18 protein-coding genes are annotated in these 18,201 nt (G+C 29.7%); all 18 read left to right on the top strand.

Features of this window, described 5'->3' with window-relative positions:
* Positions 1 to 3 precede the first annotated feature (3 nt).
* From rffA to AC6CH4_RS08760, 18 genes are read left to right on the top strand one after another with little or no spacing between them, the layout of a single operon-like run.
* Entirely contained in the window at positions 4 to 1,137 is a 1,134-nt protein-coding gene (gene rffA, locus AC6CH4_RS08675; protein WP_498102061.1) for a dTDP-4-amino-4,6-dideoxygalactose transaminase, read from the top strand.
* Complete coding sequence (locus AC6CH4_RS08680) at positions 1,130 to 2,302, top strand: glycosyltransferase family protein (protein WP_498102063.1); 1,173 nt, start codon at positions 1,130 to 1,132, stop codon at positions 2,300 to 2,302. The genes rffA and AC6CH4_RS08680 overlap by 8 nt, the downstream gene beginning before the upstream one ends.
* Positions 2,295 to 4,148, top strand: coding sequence for a glycosyltransferase family 2 protein (locus AC6CH4_RS08685; protein WP_498102065.1), 1,854 nt, complete (start codon positions 2,295 to 2,297; stop codon positions 4,146 to 4,148). Before AC6CH4_RS08680 ends, AC6CH4_RS08685 begins: the two co-directional genes overlap by 8 nt.
* On the top strand, positions 4,149 to 5,057 hold the full coding sequence (locus AC6CH4_RS08690) for a glycosyltransferase family 2 protein (protein WP_498102067.1): 909 nt from the start codon (positions 4,149 to 4,151) through the stop codon (positions 5,055 to 5,057).
* Entirely contained in the window at positions 5,050 to 5,889 is an 840-nt protein-coding gene (locus tag AC6CH4_RS08695) for a glycosyltransferase family 2 protein (RefSeq protein WP_498102069.1), read from the top strand. The genes AC6CH4_RS08690 and AC6CH4_RS08695 overlap by 8 nt, the downstream gene beginning before the upstream one ends.
* A 40-nt stretch (positions 5,890 to 5,929) precedes the next feature.
* Positions 5,930 to 7,057 (top strand): glycosyltransferase WbsX family protein, encoded by a 1,128-nt coding sequence (locus AC6CH4_RS08700; RefSeq protein WP_498102071.1) that lies wholly within the window; start codon positions 5,930 to 5,932, stop codon positions 7,055 to 7,057.
* Positions 7,050 to 8,069, top strand: a complete 1,020-nt coding sequence (locus tag AC6CH4_RS08705; RefSeq protein ID WP_498102073.1) for a glycosyltransferase family 2 protein — start codon at positions 7,050 to 7,052, stop codon at positions 8,067 to 8,069. The genes AC6CH4_RS08700 and AC6CH4_RS08705 overlap by 8 nt, the downstream gene beginning before the upstream one ends.
* A gap of 17 nt (positions 8,070 to 8,086) precedes the next feature.
* Positions 8,087 to 8,968 carry a beta-1,6-N-acetylglucosaminyltransferase gene (locus tag AC6CH4_RS08710; RefSeq protein ID WP_498102075.1) on the top strand — a complete coding sequence of 294 codons (882 nt, stop codon included), beginning with the start codon at positions 8,087 to 8,089 and terminating at the stop codon, positions 8,966 to 8,968.
* Positions 8,969 to 8,970: 2 nt separating this feature from the next.
* A complete protein-coding gene (locus AC6CH4_RS08715) occupies positions 8,971 to 9,894 on the top strand; it encodes a glycosyltransferase family 2 protein (RefSeq protein ID WP_498102077.1) in 924 nt (307 codons plus the stop codon).
* A complete protein-coding gene (wecB, locus tag AC6CH4_RS08720; protein ID WP_498102079.1) occupies positions 9,894 to 10,994 on the top strand; it encodes a non-hydrolyzing UDP-N-acetylglucosamine 2-epimerase in 1,101 nt (366 codons plus the stop codon). The genes AC6CH4_RS08715 and wecB overlap by 1 nt, the downstream gene beginning before the upstream one ends.
* Positions 10,995 to 11,024: 30 nt before the next feature.
* On the top strand, positions 11,025 to 11,627 hold the full coding sequence (locus AC6CH4_RS08725) for an acyltransferase (RefSeq protein ID WP_498102081.1): 603 nt from the start codon (positions 11,025 to 11,027) through the stop codon (positions 11,625 to 11,627).
* A 1-nt stretch (position 11,628) separates the two neighbouring features.
* Positions 11,629 to 12,870, top strand: a complete 1,242-nt coding sequence (locus tag AC6CH4_RS08730; RefSeq protein WP_498102083.1) for a glycosyltransferase family protein — start codon at positions 11,629 to 11,631, stop codon at positions 12,868 to 12,870.
* 11 nt (positions 12,871 to 12,881) lie between these two features.
* Positions 12,882 to 13,805 (top strand): glycosyltransferase family 2 protein, encoded by a 924-nt coding sequence (locus AC6CH4_RS08735; RefSeq protein WP_498102085.1) that lies wholly within the window; start codon positions 12,882 to 12,884, stop codon positions 13,803 to 13,805.
* Positions 13,802 to 14,476, top strand: coding sequence for an acylneuraminate cytidylyltransferase family protein (locus AC6CH4_RS08740; RefSeq protein WP_498102087.1), 675 nt, complete (start codon positions 13,802 to 13,804; stop codon positions 14,474 to 14,476). Before AC6CH4_RS08735 ends, AC6CH4_RS08740 begins: the two co-directional genes overlap by 4 nt.
* 9 nt (positions 14,477 to 14,485) lie before the next feature.
* Positions 14,486 to 15,526 carry an N-acetylneuraminate synthase gene (gene neuB, locus AC6CH4_RS08745; RefSeq protein ID WP_498102089.1) on the top strand — a complete coding sequence of 347 codons (1,041 nt, stop codon included), beginning with the start codon at positions 14,486 to 14,488 and terminating at the stop codon, positions 15,524 to 15,526.
* A complete protein-coding gene (locus AC6CH4_RS08750) occupies positions 15,526 to 16,110 on the top strand; it encodes an LbetaH domain-containing protein (RefSeq protein WP_498102091.1) in 585 nt (194 codons plus the stop codon). The genes neuB and AC6CH4_RS08750 overlap by 1 nt, the downstream gene beginning before the upstream one ends.
* Positions 16,111 to 16,116: 6 nt before the next feature.
* Complete coding sequence (gene neuC, locus AC6CH4_RS08755) at positions 16,117 to 17,244, top strand: UDP-N-acetylglucosamine 2-epimerase (RefSeq protein WP_498102093.1); 1,128 nt, start codon at positions 16,117 to 16,119, stop codon at positions 17,242 to 17,244.
* The gene (locus tag AC6CH4_RS08760) at positions 17,244 to 18,182 is read left to right on the top strand and encodes a polysaccharide deacetylase family protein (protein WP_498102095.1); all 939 of its coding nucleotides are present in this window, start codon (positions 17,244 to 17,246) and stop codon (positions 18,180 to 18,182) included. The genes neuC and AC6CH4_RS08760 overlap by 1 nt, the downstream gene beginning before the upstream one ends.
* Positions 18,183 to 18,201: the final 19 nt, after the last annotated feature.

Raw genomic sequence — 18,201 nt, forward strand, 5'->3', positions numbered from 1 at the left:
TAAATGATTGGATTCAATAAACCATATCTAACAGGTAATGAAACCGAATATATTACGGATGCAGTAGCTTCCGGAAAAATATCAGGAAATGGTAAGTACACACAATTGTGTCAGCAATTTTTTGAAAAAAAATACGGTTTCGGTAAATGCTTGCTTACTACATCTTGCACAGATGCTCTTGAAATGGCTGCAATTTTAATAAATATTGAGCCTGGTGACGAAGTTATAATTCCATCATATACTTTTGTCTCTACTGCAAATGCTTTTGTACTAAGAGGTGCAAAAATTGTTTTTGCAGATTCTAATGAACAAAATCCAAATATAGATGCTAATAAACTAGAATCTTTGATTACGTCTAAAACAAAAGCCATAGTTCCGGTACATTATGCAGGTATGGCATGTGATATGGATATAATTATGGAATTGGCTAATCGTTATTCTTTATTTGTTATAGAAGATGCCGCCCAAGCAGTAGATAGTTTTTATACAGGAAAAAACGGAGAAAAAAAAGCTTTAGGATCTATAGGACATTTAGCAGCTTTTTCATTTCATGAAACTAAAAATATTATTTCAGGAGAAGGAGGAATGCTAGTTATCAATGATAAACAGTTTGCAAATAGAGCAGAAATAATTTGGGAAAAAGGAACCAATCGTTCTGCTTTTTTTAGAGGTGAAGTAAATAAATATGGTTGGGTTGATATCGGTTCCTCTTTCTTGCCGTCAGAGATTATTAGCGCTTTTTTATGGGCTCAAATAGGACGCTTAGATGAAATTCAGAAAAAAAGAAAACAAATTTGGAATCAGTATTATAATGGGCTAAAAGAAATTAATATTAAATATAATTTTAAACTACCAGAGATACCAATATATGCTAGTAATAACGCACATATGTTTTATTTGGTTTTTGAGTCTTTAGAAAAAAGAAATGAATGCATTTATCGTTTGAAAACTAAGGAAATCCACGCTGTGTTTCATTATCTAAGTTTGCATAAAAGCCCTTATTACAAAGATAAATATATGGCAGATGACTTAATTTGGAGTGATCATTATTCAGATAGGCTGTTGCGATTGCCATTTTATTATGAGTTATCAAATGAGGATATTGAGTTAATTATACTTACAATAAAAAATGAGTAAGAAAAAGATATTATTTGTGGTATCTGATTTTTATCACAATGGAGCTCAAAGAGAAATGTATGAGTTTGACTATGCATTGGATAAAACAAAATTCGAAATATCGATTTTGAGTTTAATCGAACTGAATACCAGAAAAGATTTGCCGGATTTTTTTTACGAAAAACACCTTGAGTTAGGATCTGAAATTCTCTTTTTAAAAGATTTTGTTACACAATTCAAGAAAGGACTGCCGTATAAGATCGTAAACAAATTATTGAAAAATTCATTAAATGAAAGAAGTAAAAAGAAGAATAGTACAAATCTAATTACACTATTCAATAACTATGATAAGGTAGCTTTTATGGGAGAATATGTTTATCAACATTTATCACCTATTATACCAGTTGATTATTTCGAGATCATTATGATTTTTGTCATGTCTACTAGATTTCAATCTGAAGATTATAGAAATTTTGAAAAAAATAATAAATATTTGTTTTTTACTGGCTTTAACAGTTTAGAAGAAATAGAATATGAGTTTGAAGGCTATAATAATTATAAAAATCAATTTATGCCTTTGTGTTTAGCAGTAACAGAGGACTATAATAAGTGGAAATTCAATCAGAACAATGAAGCAAAAAAGGTTGGAATTTTTACCAGGCTGCATAAGGATAAACCTTTAGATCCATTTTTATATACTTATCAAGTATTACTTTCTCAAGGTTTAGATATAGAACTGCATGTTTTTGGGGTAGGAAATTATAAACTGGCAGAATATGATCGTTATATCAATAATCTTGACCTACAAGGGAAAGTTTATTTTCGAGGTCATCAATCTGATATGAAGAAAACTATTTTGGATGAAAAATTAGATTTGATATGGTTTCAGGGATACAATAATTCTCCTGCAGGTTATGCTGGATTAGAGGCTTGTTTGACAGGAACGCCTCAATTATTCTGGGAATTTTTTAGTGGTGAAAATACAAAATTGAATCAATTGAATGATGATACAATATATCCTCATTTTAAAAATTTACTTGCTTTTTCAGAAGTTTCAAAAAAGGTTTTATTTGATAAAGAAGTTGCTGAATCAATTTCAATTAAGCAATTTCAAGATGTTGTCAATAATAGGGATATTTTTAAAAGAATACATGTAATTGAAAAAATTCTTTTAGACAATGAATGATTTTGCAAATCCGAGAATAACAGTATTGATGCCAGTATACAATTGTGAATTGTATATAAAAGAAACAATCGATAGCATACTAAATCAAACTTTTAGCGATTTTGAATTTTTAATTATAGATGATGCGTCAACAGACAAAACTATCGATATAATTAAAACATACAATGATAAAAGGATTAAATTAATAAAAAAGCCATTAAATACTGGTTTAACAAATAGTTTGAATATTGGTTTAAAATTAGCAAAAGGTGAATATATTGCTAGAATGGATGGAGATGATATCAGTTTATCGCAAAGATTTGCTAAACAGATTGCTTTATTGGATGCCAATCCAGACATTGTTTTATGTGGAACTCTGTATAAAATAATTGGAACTGAAAAAATTTGTAATCATCCATTATTGTATGAAGAAATTAAAGTGAAATTAATTTCCGGATGTTATATTGCGCATCCAACTGTAATGTTTCGTAAATCAGTTTTTGAATCTTATCAGCTCCAATATGATCCCGCTATGGAACCAGCAGAGGATTATGATTTATGGGCAAGATTAGTTTTTATAGGAAAAATTGTAAACATTGGAGAGGTGTTGCTCTATTATAGAATACATCTTAAGCAAACCTCCATAATTTCCGGTGAGAAACAAAAAAAAATCACTGAAGATGTTACCATTAGAATGTTACAAAAGTTAATTCCTTTATTAGATCGACAAGTATACTTTTTTGACTTGAAAAAAAATGTTATAAATAATCATAATGTTTTAACTGCTGTCGTAATGAAAATGAACTTATTAAGTTCTTTAGCTTCAGCAAATAACCAAATCGGTATTTATGACAAAAAGTTTTTTTTAGAGTTTGTAAATATCGAAAAGAAATACTTAAGCAATTTATTAAAAGAAAATTTAAAATCTTATTCTTTGATAAATTTAGGAAATATTTTAAAACAATTCCCAAGCTTCTTTAAAGACATTGGTTTTAAAGAAACGCTGAAATTTGTTATTCGATCTATTTTTCACAAAAAAATATCAGTTATCCAAATTAAGAAAAATCTGGAATCATTTTTAAAACAAAGTAAGAGATGGAGTAAGTTTAAATTTATTCAATTAAAAGACAACTTTTTTAATAAAACTATCCGCAGCCAAAATGCAGATTATAAATCTATTCCCATAATAATTATTAGTTTTAATCAGTTTCATTATCTAGAGAAACTTATTGATTTTTTAACCAGTCATAACTATAGTAATATTGTTATTATTGACAACAATTCAACTTATGAACCTTTGCTCAATTATTTTAATAAAATTGAATCAATAGTAACAATTCATCGTTTAAAAGATAATCATGGTCACTTAGTCTTTTGGGAAAATAAAGATTTATTTGAAAAGTACTCAAAAGGATATTATGCATTGACTGACGCAGATATTAATCCAATTACTGAATGCCCGACTGATTTTCTAAATTATTTTAAAACTATTCTAGATCGGGATAATAAAATAACCAAGGTTGGCTTTAGTCTAAAAGTTAATGATATACCTGATACGAATTTGTATAAGGACAGAATTCTGAAATGGGAATCTCAATTCTCAAATAATCAGAGGAAAGATGGTAATTTTATAGCACATATAGATACTACTTTCGCATTGTACAGACCAAAATATAAGCATAATGAAAAAGATTTTTATAATGCCTGTCGTACTAAAATGCCATTTGCTGCAAGACACGGAGGATGGTATATAGACAACGGAAATTTGACAGATGAGCAAAAGTTTTTTTTTGCTAATTGCAATGACTCTAGTTCTTGGCGAATTAATGAAGATGGAATAATGGATAATCAAAATTATTTACTGTAAGTGTTAGCAATTATAATTCCATATTACAAGCTTAGTTTTTTTGAAGAAACGTTAGTGTCACTTGCAAATCAAACAGATAAAAGATTTAAAGTTTATATTGGAGACGATGCAAGTCCTGAAAATCCTTTAGAATTATTAAACCAATTTGAAGGAAAATTTGAGTTTGTTTATCACCGCTTTGAAGATAATTTAGGAGGGATATCACTTACCAAGCAATGGGAAAGATGCATTAATCTTAGTAAGAATGAAGGGTGGCTTATGATACTCGGAGATGATGATTTTATTGATAACAAACTGGTTGAATTGTGGCACAGCAATTTTGAATCATTTAATAAAAAAACAGCCGTTATTCGATTTGCATCAAAATTAATTTTTGAAGAAACAAATAGGACTAGCGAGATTTATTCTCATCCTATTTGGGAAAATGCGACAGACTCATTTTATAGAAAATTTAAGCATTTAACAAGAAGCTCCCTTTCAGAATATATTTTTTCAAAAGAATCTTTTCTTAAATATAGATTTTATGATTATCCTTTGGCATGGAATAGTGACGATAGGGCATGGCTTGATTTTTCTGACAATAAACCAATTTTTACAATTAATGACAGTATTGTTTATGTAAGACTCTCAGATTTAAATATTTCTGGAAAACAGGATAATAATTTCGCGAAGAGCTTATCTGTTATTTCATTTTTTAAGTTTTTAATTAAAAAGAAATTAAGCCTTTATAAGAATGAAGAAAGAGAAAAAATATTACGGTTTTATGAAAATGAAATAAATAAAAAAAGAAATTTGAAAATTTCAGAATGGCTTTTTTTATTGTTTTTTTATTCAAAATATTTAGATTTTTATTCGATTAAAAAGTTTACTAAAAGATTTCTAAAACGCATTTTAAAAAGAAATGAATAAAAAAGTATCAATCATTGTTCCTTGTTACAATCAAGCACAATATCTAGATGAGGCTTTAGAATCTGTTTTGAACCAAACATATGCTGATTGGGAATGTATTATAATAAATGACGGAAGTCATGATAATACTGAAGAAAAAGCTCAATTATGGTGCTCAAGAGACAAACGCTTTAAATATCTTTTTCAAAAAAACCAAGGATTGAGCAGCGCTAGAAATTTTGGAATTTCGGAGGCTGACGGAGAAATAATTTTACCTTTGGATGCGGATGATAAAATAACCCCAGATTATACCGCATCGGCAGTCGAAGTTTTTGCAAAAGATCAAACTCTAAAAGTTGTCTATTGTAAGGCAGAAAAATTTGAAGACGAAATTGGAGAGTGGAAATTGCCTTCTTTTTCTCTTTTTAATCTGAGCCGAAATAATTTAATTTTTTGCTCAGCGTTTTTTAAAAAAGAAGATTGGGAAGCTGTAGGAGGCTATGATATAAAAATGAAATCTGGATGGGAAGATTGGGAATTTTGGATTTCTCTTCTAAAAAATGGAGGAAATGTAAAATGCCTCGAAGAACTTGGTTTCTATTATCGAATAAAATCGACATCGATGCTTAGAACAATTCAAAGAGAGAAAGAAACGGAAAATCTAAATTATCTTAGTGTCAAACATGCCGATTTCTTTGTAAAGCAATATGGGTCTTTTAAGGAAATGGAACACCAATTAATTGCTTTAGAAAGAAAAAATGAAGAAAATCTAAAAAGTGAAAAATTTGTAATTGATCTTTTTTGCAAAAGATTCTTTGGATTTACAATATTTGGTAAATACAAACAAAACTAAATATTGAAATTTATAGTTTAGTTGAAACAGAATCCCTAAAATGTCTGAAAATAAAATAAAATTTCTCGCCTATTACCTTCCGCAATATCATCCAATTCCAGAAAATGATGAATGGTGGGGTAACGGTTTTACTGAATGGACAAATGTAGTTAAGGCTAAGCCATTATTCAAAGGACATTATCAGCCAATATTGCCTGGAGAGCTAGGTTTTTATGATTTACGATCTGCCGAAACTCAAGAAAAACAAGCGCAACTGGCAAAGCAATACGGTATTGACGGTTTTATATATTATCAATATTGGTTTGGAAATAACAAAATGTTATTAGAAAAACCTGCAGAAGCAATGCTTTTAAATAAAAATATTGATCTTCCCTTTTGTTTTTGCTGGGCAAATGAAACCTGGAAAGGTATTTGGCATGGCCTGGATAATCCGAATGTTTTAATCGAACAGACTTATGATGGAGAGAAAGGATTTAAAATTTATTTTGATTATTTATTGCCCTTTTTTAAGGATGAACGTTACATCAAAACAGACAACAAGCCGATGTTTCATGTGTATAGGTTTGATGATATTCCAGATTGTGAGTTGTTTATAAATGTGTTTAACAAATTGGCCGTTGCAAATGGTTTTGCAGGAATTCATTTTATAGCAACAATTGCGTCTGATGAAATTGTGAAAAACAATAAAATATTCGGAAAAGTAGGAAGTGAAGTATTTCAGAAAATGAGATATAAAAAAGGTTTTTTGTTCGAAGATGTTAGATATTTAGGATGGATTGAAAGAAAGATTAAAGTTAAATTAGGATTTACAAATCAAATCGGAAAAAGGCTAAAACCTCTAATTTATGATTATACTAAGGCAGTATCTCATTTTAATATAACATTTCCTAACGAAAAATACATTCCATGCGTTTTTCCTAATTGGGACAATTCAGCTCGAAGCGGAAAAAAATCTCTGATTTTTATAAATGCAAATCCCACTTCATGGAAAAAACATTTAGAAAAAGCAATAAAAGAATTGTTGAAGAATCCAGAAAATCCTCAATTCGTAATTATAAAATCATGGAATGAATGGGCTGAAGGAAACCATTTAGAACCAGATGTGAAATTTGGATTTCAATGGCTTGAAGCTGTAAAAGAAGTGAAAAAACAGTTTGCAAATGAGTGAGTTAAATAATGCATTAGTAAGTATTGTACTTCCTGTTTATAATGGCGAAATGTATGTTTCGTTATCTATTGAAAGTTGTTTAAAACAAACACATACAAATATTGAGCTAATAATTGTAAATGATTGCTCTACAGATGCTACATTATTAATCTTAAATCAATACGCTCAAAAAGATAGCAGAATTAAAATTATAAATAATGCTGAAAATAAAAAGCTACCGGCAAGTTTAAATATTGGGCACCAAGAAGCTAAGGGAGATTTTATAACCTGGACAAGTCATGATAATTTCTATGAATTAAACGCATTAGAGATCATGTTAAACGAAATCGAAGAAAAAAAAGCAGATATCGTGTACAGTAATTTTTCCTTAATTGATAATAATGGATATAAAATAAGAGAAGTTGAGCTTATTGGAATAGAAAATTTAATTTTTGGGAACTTTATCGGATGCAGTTTCCTTTATAAAAAAGACGTTTTTAATAGGAATAACGGCTATAATGAGGGCCTTTTTTTAGCAGAGGATTATGACTTTTGGTTGAGAGCAATTCTTCATAGCCGCTATGCACACATAAATAAAGCTTTATATTATTACAGAAAACATACCGAAAGTTTAACAAACCAGATTGCCATAAATAAAGAAAGAAAAGAGCTTTGGGAAAGAAGTATTTCTACAATGTATGTTAATTTTGGGAAAGAAGTTTTAATGACTGACAGTGAGGAAATTTCAAATTTTCTAGTTAAATGCCTGTCAAATCAGAAAATAGATTTTGATTGGATAATAAGTATTTATTCTAAAATTGAAAATTTTAAAGAAATTTTAAAAAGAAATCAAAATTTTTTAAATGAGAAGTTAATAGATAAAGTTTTTTTAAACAAGACAATAGAATTAATGGTATTAGACCAAGGTTTAAAAAGTAATCTTTCTAAATCACTATTTATACTAAAAAAATATCTTTTTGTTTTAGACAAAACTGCCTTGAAGACCTTAATTAAATACTCCTTTTTTAATTAGTTAAAATAAAATTTTAAATGACTGAAAAACAAGCTGTTTTAATTACTGCATATAAAAATTATCATCATCTTGAAGAAATAATTAATTCTTTTGATGTTAATTTCGAATTGTTTATTCATATCGACAAAAAAAGTAATATTTCAGATATTGAATTAGCGAATTTGAGAAAATATGAGATCGTCAAATTGGTTGCACAAAAATATAAAGTGAATTGGGGAGGGTTCAATCATCTTAAGAGTATTCTATATTTGACCCAAGAAGCTATTAAAAACAAGGAAACAGTTTATTTTCATCTCATAAGCGGACATGATTTTCCACTTAAGAAAAGCTCGTATTTTGTAGATTTCTTTAAAAATACAGATATTGAGTATTTAACATGTACGAATTTTCCAGTTATTGGAGCGGCTGATAATGGCAATATGGATCGTATAGAATACTATAATTTTTACGATTTGCTGAATGCAAAAAACAGCAAGCAAAATGCAAGAATTAAACGTTTTGTAAGAATTCAAAAACGACTTGGCATTAAAAGAAAAATTCCTGCAAAAATGCCTAAACTATATTGTGGTTCTACCTGGTGGAGTTTGAGCAGAGATTGTGTGGGGTATGTAATTGATTTTACTAAAACGAATAATTTTGTTTTAAATCGGTTTAAACATACATTGTGCTCAGAAGAGTTCTATTTTCAAACCGTTATAATGAATTCAGCGTTTGCTAAAAAAGTAACCAATAATAATTTAAGGCATATTGACTGGATAGCTAGAAATGGCAATAATCCTGCTATATTAGATGCAACAGATTATGACAAATTAGTGCAGACAGATGCTTTGTTCGCAAGAAAATTTGAATATCCAATGTCTATTGAACTCTTGGGAAAAATTAAATCTTTATTACAATAATTTTGAATTCATTTAAAGTAACAATAATAATGGCGACTTACAACAGAAGCCATTTTATTTTGGAAGCCCTTTCTTCAATTCAAAATCAAACCTACACAAATTGGGAGTGTCTAATTATTGATGATGGAGGAACTGATAATACGTTTGAAGTTATTACACCAATTGTAGAGCAAGATTCCAGATTTAAATTTTTAAAACGTCCTGATAATTATAAAAAAGGACTGCCAGGATGCAGAAATTATGGATTAGATTTAGCAACTGGATATTTTATTATTTTTTTTGACGATGACGACATTGTACATCCAAATAATTTAAAAATTTGTACTGAAATACTTAGTGATGAAAATTTAGATTTTTGTCATTACCAAAAACTAGCATTTGAAAAAGAAAATCCCTTAATTGAAAAAGTAAGCATTTCAAGAAAAGTAAGTCTTTCGAAGGCAGATATTGAGAAAATAGTTACTGAAAAAATTGGTTTGGCTTCTTGTACGGTGATGTGGAAAAGGAGTTGCTTTGAAGAAGTTAGGTTTAACGAAGATCTTATGTATGCTGAAGAGTGGGAATGCTACAGCCGTATTATTTCTAAGAATTTTAAAGGGATAATAATAGATTCGATCTTATACTTTAATCGTAAGCATGAAGCTTCCAATACAGCAGATTTTTATAATAATAATCGATGTAGCCTAGCATCAAAGAAAGAAGCAATTGTATTAATATTGAAAAATCTAAAACAAAAACAATTACTTACAAATTCGTTAATTCGATATTTTGTTACAATTTCCTTGGATTTTAAAGAATATAATCTATTTAATGAAATTATAAAAATTTTAGATTTAAGTGTTTTAAAGAGAATGAAATGGATTTTTTTTTACAGGTCCTATCCATTACGAATGTTAGTTTATAAAATAAAAAAAAGTCTTAAGTAATGAAAATTCTTCTTTGTTTTGGTACTCGTCCAGAAGCTATAAAAATGGCTCCTCTATATCATGAACTCAACAACAATAATTTTGAGGTAATCGTATGTGTTACTGCACAGCACAGAGAAATGTTAGATCAGGTTTTAGACTTTTTTGATATTAAACCTGATTATGATTTAGATTTAATGCAATCCAATCAATCTCTAAATAGCTTGAGTTCACTTATTTTAGCAAAAATAGACCCTATTTTTAGAGAAACAACCCCTGATTTAGTTCTAGTTCACGGAGATACAACTACTTCTTCAATGGTGGCTTTGGCAGCATTTCATTTAGGTATTAAAGTGGGGCACATTGAAGCCGGACTCCGCACGTATAATAAAAAAGCACCTTTTCCTGAAGAAATCAACAGACAGCTGACCAGTAGAATAGTAGATCTTCATTTTACACCAACAAATGAAGCGACGCAAAATTTATTAAATGAAAATATTCCCCAAAATGATATTCTTCAAACAGGCAATACTGTTATTGACGCTTTGCTTTGGACAGTTGATAAAATTGGGAAATCAGGCTATATTCATCCTGAAATTGAAAAACTAAAAAAAGAAATTTCTCAAGATAAAAAGATAATTTTGGTAACAGGTCATCGAAGAGAGAATTTCGAGTCTGGTTTAAAAAATCTTTGTGAGGCACTTTTAGAAATTTCTTCTAGAGAAGATGTAATTGTTGTATATCCGGTACATTTAAATCCAAATGTCAAGAAAACGGTTTATGAATTATTGTCCGGAAAAGAAAATATCTATTTAATTCCGCCTGTTTCGTATCCGGTATTTGTTTGGTTAATGCAGCAGTCTTTTTTAATCGTGACAGATTCTGGTGGAATTCAGGAGGAAGCACCATCATTAGGGAAACCTGTTTTAGTTACAAGAGATGTTTCTGAAAGACCTGAAGGAGTTACAGCAGGGTTTTCAACTTTGGTTGGAACTGATAAAAATAAAATTATAAGTACAATACAAACGATTTTGGATAATTTTAAAGGTTTTGAAAAGCCAACAAACCCTTATGGCAATGGCGATGCTTCTCGAAAAATAGCTCATTTTTTGAAGCAATAAATTGTGATTTTATAAAAGAAAACATTTGGCATGACAATAAGATCCGTTATTTTAAAAATAATAAAATATATACCTTTTAACTTATTTAAAGTCTTTTTACTTAAGGAATTGTTGCGTTATAACATTGGTAAAAATGTAAAAATTGGAAGAACGCTAATTAATTGCAAAAAAGTTGTAATAGGGGATAATGTTTATATTGCCGATAATAATACTATATGCTGTAAGGATTTGTATATTGGTTCAAATACTTCAATTCATTCAGGGAATATAATTTTGGGCGGTGCAAATTTTTCTATTGGGAGTAATTCCAGAATTATAAATAATCATTATTTTGATGTGTGGAACAACATTCAAATAGGTAATAATAGCTGGATTGCTGGTAAAAACAGTCAATTTTGGACACACGGTTCTATTCACACAAAATTAAAAAATAAAGATCTTTCAATTGTAATTAAAAATGATGTTTATGTTAGTTCGGCCTGTTGTTTTGCACCCGGAGTACAGATTGAAAGTGAAAATTTAATAGGATTGGGAAGTGTTGTCACAAAAAGTTTTTTAGAAAGCAAAACTATTATTGCGGGTAATCCGGCATTAGTAGTAAAGCAAGATACAGACTGGAGAATAAACTGGTAAAATGATAAAAAAAGTACTCGTAGTAGTAGATTCTATAAATATAGATGATAGCAGTGGCTCTAAAGCAAACGTAGCTTTGATTAATAACTTATATGAAGCCGGTTTTGAAGTTCTGGTTTATCATTATACTCGAAAAGACATTCAATTAAAAAATATAAAGACGTTTTCTGTCCCAGAAATAAAATCGAATTTTAATTATTTTTTAAGTAGATTTTTTAGAATAATAAATCGAAATTTTAAAATAAATTTTGCTCCATTTTTCGAAAAAAAATTAGGGTTTTCCTTTACTTTTTTTAATGATGTACAAAGTATTATTAAAACCTTGAAAAAACAGTCTTTTGAGCCTGATTTAATTTTGACTTTAAGCAAGGGAGCTAGTTTTAGACCACATTATGCAGTTCTTAAATTACCTCATTTACACAATAAATGGATGGCATATGTGCATGATCCATTTCCTTTTCATTATTACCCCAGACCTTATAACTGGGTCGAACCGGGTTATGACAAAAAAGAAGCTTTTTTTAGAGAAATTTCGAAAAAAGCAAAATATAGCGCTTTTCCAAGCCATTTATTAAAAGAATGGATGAGCAGCTATTTTGTGGATTTTTCTAAAACGGGAGTAATTATTCCGCATCAAAATGCAAAATACGAAATCAAAAATAATAGTTTTCCTAGTTATTGTGATGTTTCCAAATTCAATTTATTGCACGCCGGGAATTTAATGAAAGAACGTCCACCTGAAGGTTTGTTAAAAGGATTTAATACGTTTCTGGAAAAAAATCCGGAAGCCCGAAATGACTCTAGACTTATTTTATTAGGAAATGCATCTGATCATACTGAACTTCTTGATCATTATAAAAACGATATTCATGAAATATATGTGTATAATGGCAATAAATCTTTTGATGAAGTATTTCTTGTACAAAAAAATGTTTCGATTAACGTCATTTTAGAATCAAAATCAGAGGTTAGTCCATTTCTTCCTGCTAAATTTCCACATTGTATCGAAGCCAATAAAATGATTCTTTCTCTGGCTCCCTATTATAGCGAAACAAGAAGATTACTCGGGGAAAGTTATGAATTTTGGGCAGAGGTTGATAATGTCGAAAAAATTGCCTTTCTGATTGAAAAGTTATATCAATTATGGAAACAAAATCCAGAGAATTTACTTTTGAACAGAAGTGATTTAAAGGACTATGTTTCTGTAAATTATTTAAGGGAAGTTATTGATAGCCTGAATTAAACAGCAAAAAAATGAAGCATAAGGTTTTTTCAATCTTAATAACAACAAAAAATCGGAAAGATGATTTGACTTTTACATTACGTAAAATTCAATATTTATTAGACAGAGATGATGTCGTTTGCCTTATTTGCGACGATGGTTCAACAGATGGAACTTTTGAATCTATTCAGGATAATTTTCTGAAAATTAAATTAATTCGGAATGATAAGAGCAAAGGATTAATTTACAGCAGAAATAGATTAATGAGTTTGGTAACTACTGAATTTGCCATTTCTATTGATGATGATTTGCATTTTATCACTGAAAATCCGTTAGAAGTGATTCAGAAAGCTTTTAATGAAAATCCACAAGCTGGGTTGTTTAGTTTTAGAATTTTCTGGGATTTAGAAGAACCTAAAATATCAACAACCAGTGAAGTTTTGCATCGCACTAAAAGTTTTGCCGGCGGCGCAAATGTTTGGAGGATGAAAGCATGGAACGATATTCCAGATTATCCGTCATGGTTTGTGTTTTATGGCGAAGAAGATTTTGCTTCTTATCAGTTATTTAAAAAGGATTGGGAAGTATATTATTTGCCTGATGTTTTAGTAAATCACAGGGTAAATATAAAAGAGAGAAAAAAAGATTCAGATTACAGTTTACGTTTACAAAGATCATTACGTTCTGGCTGGTATTTGTACTTTTTATTTTATCCAATTCGTGTTATCCCAAACAAATTGGCTTATTCTATTTGGATACAATTCAAGTTAAAAGTCTTTAAAGGAGATTTAACAGCTTTAAAAGCAATTATACTAGCATTGTTTGATTTAATATTTTCAATTCCGAAAATTATTAAAAATTCAAATCGATTATCGATACAAGAATACAAGGCTTATCAAAAATTAGAAAAAACTAAACTGTATTGGGAACCCGTAAAAAATAACTCTGTTTTATGAAAACAATCGCTATTATTCCGGCTCGAGGAGGGTCTAAACGATTACCTCAAAAAAATATAAAACAGTTAGGTGAAATTCCCTTGATTGTGCACAGTATTTTGTACGCTAAAGCGAATGGACAAATTATTGACGAAATTTATGTTTCGACAGATGATCAACAAATCAAAAAAATTGCTCTAGAATATGGAGCCAAAATCATAGATCGACCGGGAGATATTTCCGGTGATTTAGAACCGACCGTTTCAGCTTTAAAAAATGTTCTTGAACAAATTTCTGATGAGGTAGAAAATATTGTTCTTTTACAACCTACAAACCCATTAAGGCCAGCAAATTTATTGATAGAAGCATTTGATATTTACGAAAAAGAAAAGTTTAATAGTTTATTTACAGTTTCACGTAATCATCAGAAGTTTGGAAAAATTATTGACAATAAATTCATTCCATACAATTATAAAATAGGGCAGCGGAGCCAGGATTTAGAACCCCTTTTTTTTGAAAACGGATTGCTTTATATAACAAAATCATCTTTGATTTTTGATGATATAATTATTGGAGAAAATTCATTTCCTTTCGAAATAGATCATATTTTTGCCAATGTTGATATCGATACAAAAGAAGACTTCGATTACGCCGAATATTTATACCAAAAACATTTAAATTCTAATTCATAACCTAATTTTATGAATCCATATATTGAAATTGCAGGAAGAAAAATTGGACCAGACTTTCCACCATTAGTTATTGCCGAGATCGGAATTAATCATGAAGGCTCATTGACCGTGGCCAAAGAAATGGTAGACGCAGCGCATAGGGCAGGCGTTGAAGTGGTAAAACATCAAACTCATATTGTAGAAGATGAAATGAGCGGTGCTGCTAAAAAGGTAATTCCAGGCAATGCAGATATTTCTATTTATGAAATTATGGAACGCTGCTCATTAAATGAAGAAGAGGAATTAGAACTTAAAAATTATGTCGAAAACAAAGGAATGATTTTTATTTCTACACCATTTTCCCGCGCCGCTGCAGAAAGATTGAAGAAGTTTGATATTCCTGCTTATAAAATTGGTTCAGGAGAATGTAATAATTATCCGTTATTAGAACATATTGCGTCTTTTGGTAAACCTGTTATTCTAAGTACAGGTATGAATACAATTGAAAGTATTCAGAAAGCAGTCGCTATTTTTGATCAGCATAATATTCCTGTGGCTTTATTGCATACTACCAATTTATACCCAACACCAATTCATTTGGTGCGTTTTGGTGCTATGGTAGAATTGCACAAAGCTTTTCCTGATAAAGTCTTTGGTTTAAGTGATCATACCCTTAATAACAATGCCTGTTTAGGAGCTGTCGCACTTGGTGCAAGTGTTCTAGAAAGACATTTTACGGATCATATGCAGCGTATAGGTCCAGATATTATTTGCAGTATGGATGAAAAAGCCTGTAAGGAACTTATTATCTCGAGTGCAGAAATGGCTTTAATGCGGGGCGGAATAAAAAAACCAGCACCAGAAGAACAAGTAACAATAGATTTTGCATTTGCTACTGTTTGTGCAATTGCACCTATTAAAAAAGGAGAAATTTTCACAAAACAAAATATTTGGGTTAAACGTCCTGGAACGGGTAAAATCTTAGCGGAGCATTTTAATGATTTAATCGGAAAAACGGCAACAAGAGATATTGAAAACGATGAACAATTGATCTGGGAAGATATTAATTAATGAAAGATTTTGTACAATTTTTATTGACTAAAGTATATCAGTTTAAAGCAATTGATGAAAATTATATTCAGAGCGCATTTGAATTAACAGTTATTGATGTTAATTATCATTTTCCTGACCTTACCAGAGCAGATATCGAAGATAGAATAACAACAAATTCTAATGAGTTAGGTATTTTTCTATTTCGTTTAGGAAGTGTTTTGCATAAAAATGATCAGGAGAACCTAAAGCCACAGATACATTGGCTGCTTAAGGAATTATGTTGTTGTGAAATTTATTTTAATAATGAAATAGGCGAAGGATTTTATATTATACATGGCGAAGGAACTGTCATAGGAAGCAGAAACAAAATCGGTAAAGGATTTAAAATTCATCATGGCTGTACTATTGGACATAAAAAAAATGGAGGAGGCAACGGCAATACACTAGGTAATAATGTTACAATGTACTGTAATTCTTCGATAATTGGTGAACTAACGATAGGTGACAATGTTATTATTGGCGGACATACAATGATCATCAATAATATTCCGGATAATAGTTTAATAACTCAAAAAGGAGAGTTGTTCATTCACCAAATTTAAAATAAAATGAAAAAAATACTATTTCTTACCGGAACCCGAGCTGATTTTGGAAAGATAAAATCATTGATTTCAATTTTGGAGGAACAACATCAGTTTGAGGTTTTTGTATTTGTCACGGGTATGCATTTACAAGAGGAATACGGATATACTTTAATTGAAATTGAAAGATGTAAATTTAAAAATATTCATACTTTCAAAAATCACACCCACGAAACCACAATGGATTTAACTCTTGCTAAAACTATCGAAGGTTTGTCTCAATACTGCAAAGAGGTAAATCCGGATATGATTGTAGTGCATGGTGACAGAGTTGAAACATTAGCCGGTGCGATTGTAGGATCTCTTAATAATATTTTAGTTTCACATATAGAAGGTGGAGAAGTTTCAGGAACTGTAGATGAATTAATTAGGCATAGTGTTAGCAAACTGAGTCATATTCATTTTGTATCGAATAATGAAGCAAAGAAGAGATTGATTCAAATGGGCGAAATCACTGAGTCTATTTTTACGATTGGTTCCCCAGATATCGACATTATGTTCTCCGATCAATTGCCCGAATTAGCAATTGCAAAAGATTATTATAAAATTGAGTTTGATAAATATGCCATCGTAATGTTTCATCCCGTTACTACTGAAATTAAGGAGATGCAAAAATATGCAGAGACCTTTGTTGAGGCCTTACTCCAAGACAGTCATAATTATGTGGTAATATTTCCTAATAATGATTTAGGAAGTCAATTTATTATTGAATCTTACGAAAAGCTAAAAGAAAATGCTAGATTCAGGATTTATCCATCACTTCGTTTTGAATACTTTTTGACGTTATTAAAAAACAGTCAATTTATTATAGGGAATAGCAGTGCAGGAATAAGAGAAGCACCTTATTACGGAATTCCTATTATTAACATCGGTACACGTCAGCAAAACCGAGCTGTTCACGCCGATATTATTAATACTGGTTATTCTGAAGAAGGTATCAAAGAGGCACTTTCGATTATTGACTCACATATAGTAAAAATTGTTACAGATGATTTTGGTCAGGGTAATAGTAATCTACTTTTTTTTCAATGTCTTCAAAAAGATGATATTTGGCAGCTCAATCATCAAAAACAATTTAGAGATTTATCTAATTAATGAAAAGTAAACTCAAAAAAGTATATTATAAATTTCTAAAATTAAAAAACAGGATACTAAATGGAAGACCTGTTTTAGTAACCATGTATCACAGAGTTAGTGATGTTGTTAGTGATAAATTAACTCATCTTACTGTAAGTGTTGAGAATTTTGAAAACCAATTATTTTATTACAAAGAAAACTATCAGATTCTTAGATTAGATGAAGATTGGAATTCATTAAAAAAAACAGGACTGATAATTACTTTTGATGATGGTTATGCAGATAATATTATTAATGCTCTTCCCTTATTAGAAAAGTATCAAATTCCTGCCACTATTTTTGTAACGACACTAAACATCAATACAAAAAATGAATTTTGGTGGGATAGACTCGTTTTTGATTATACTGACTGTGACGAATTATTTTATCTTCCAGATGTAAAAAATAAAGTCTCAAAATCAAATACTATTTATAATGGTATTACAGATAAACTTAATAAATTATTGAATCCAGATAAGGAAAAATGGTTTATTGAATTTGAAAAAATAAATCAAATACATTTCTCTCCTAGAGAAGAATATCGTTCGTTAACAAATTCAGAATTAAAAATTTTATCGGATCATCGTTTAATTACATTAGGAATTCATACACACAATCATTATTCTTTAGGAAATTTGACTTATGAAGAACAAAAGCAGGAGTTAATATTATCTCTGGAAAAGTTGAATGAATTAACGAATAAAAATATTAAATATCTGGCTTTGCCTCATGGATCTTATAACTTGGACACTATTAAAATAGCAGATGAATTAGGTTTCTTGGGAATTTTATTAGCGAATAATTATTATTCAAATAAAGAAAACAAGGCAAGCAGAAAAATGAATAGAATTTTAATGCCAAATATTAAAGATGAGGTTTTATTAAACTATTTAAAAAATTACGATTTAAAAACCTGATGATTTTTAAAAAAGCAAT

The sequence above is a fragment of the Flavobacterium sp. GQ95 genome (assembly GCF_059758655.1).

Excerpts from the sequence above, each read along its gene's own strand:
- AC6CH4_RS08735 (WP_498102085.1), top strand. The coding sequence starts at position 12,882 with ATGAAGCATAAGGTTTTTTCAATCTTAATAACAACAAAAAATCGGAAA.
- AC6CH4_RS08750 (WP_498102091.1), top strand. The coding sequence starts at position 15,526 with ATGAAAGATTTTGTACAATTTTTATTGACTAAAGTATATCAGTTTAAA.
- AC6CH4_RS08725 (WP_498102081.1), top strand. The coding sequence starts at position 11,025 with ATGACAATAAGATCCGTTATTTTAAAAATAATAAAATATATACCTTTT.
- AC6CH4_RS08760 (WP_498102095.1), top strand. The coding sequence starts at position 17,244 with ATGAAAAGTAAACTCAAAAAAGTATATTATAAATTTCTAAAATTAAAA.
- neuC (WP_498102093.1), top strand. The coding sequence starts at position 16,117 with ATGAAAAAAATACTATTTCTTACCGGAACCCGAGCTGATTTTGGAAAG.
- AC6CH4_RS08705 (WP_498102073.1), top strand. The coding sequence starts at position 7,050 with ATGAGTGAGTTAAATAATGCATTAGTAAGTATTGTACTTCCTGTTTAT.
- rffA (WP_498102061.1), top strand. The coding sequence starts at position 4 with ATGATTGGATTCAATAAACCATATCTAACAGGTAATGAAACCGAATAT.
- neuB (WP_498102089.1), top strand. The coding sequence starts at position 14,486 with ATGAATCCATATATTGAAATTGCAGGAAGAAAAATTGGACCAGACTTT.
- AC6CH4_RS08685 (WP_498102065.1), top strand. The coding sequence starts at position 2,295 with ATGAATGATTTTGCAAATCCGAGAATAACAGTATTGATGCCAGTATAC.
- AC6CH4_RS08680 (WP_498102063.1), top strand. The coding sequence starts at position 1,130 with ATGAGTAAGAAAAAGATATTATTTGTGGTATCTGATTTTTATCACAAT.
- AC6CH4_RS08730 (WP_498102083.1), top strand. The coding sequence starts at position 11,629 with ATGATAAAAAAAGTACTCGTAGTAGTAGATTCTATAAATATAGATGAT.
- AC6CH4_RS08710 (WP_498102075.1), top strand. The coding sequence starts at position 8,087 with ATGACTGAAAAACAAGCTGTTTTAATTACTGCATATAAAAATTATCAT.
- AC6CH4_RS08740 (WP_498102087.1), top strand. The coding sequence starts at position 13,802 with ATGAAAACAATCGCTATTATTCCGGCTCGAGGAGGGTCTAAACGATTA.
- AC6CH4_RS08695 (WP_498102069.1), top strand. The coding sequence starts at position 5,050 with ATGAATAAAAAAGTATCAATCATTGTTCCTTGTTACAATCAAGCACAA.
- wecB (WP_498102079.1), top strand. The coding sequence starts at position 9,894 with ATGAAAATTCTTCTTTGTTTTGGTACTCGTCCAGAAGCTATAAAAATG.
- AC6CH4_RS08700 (WP_498102071.1), top strand. The coding sequence starts at position 5,930 with ATGTCTGAAAATAAAATAAAATTTCTCGCCTATTACCTTCCGCAATAT.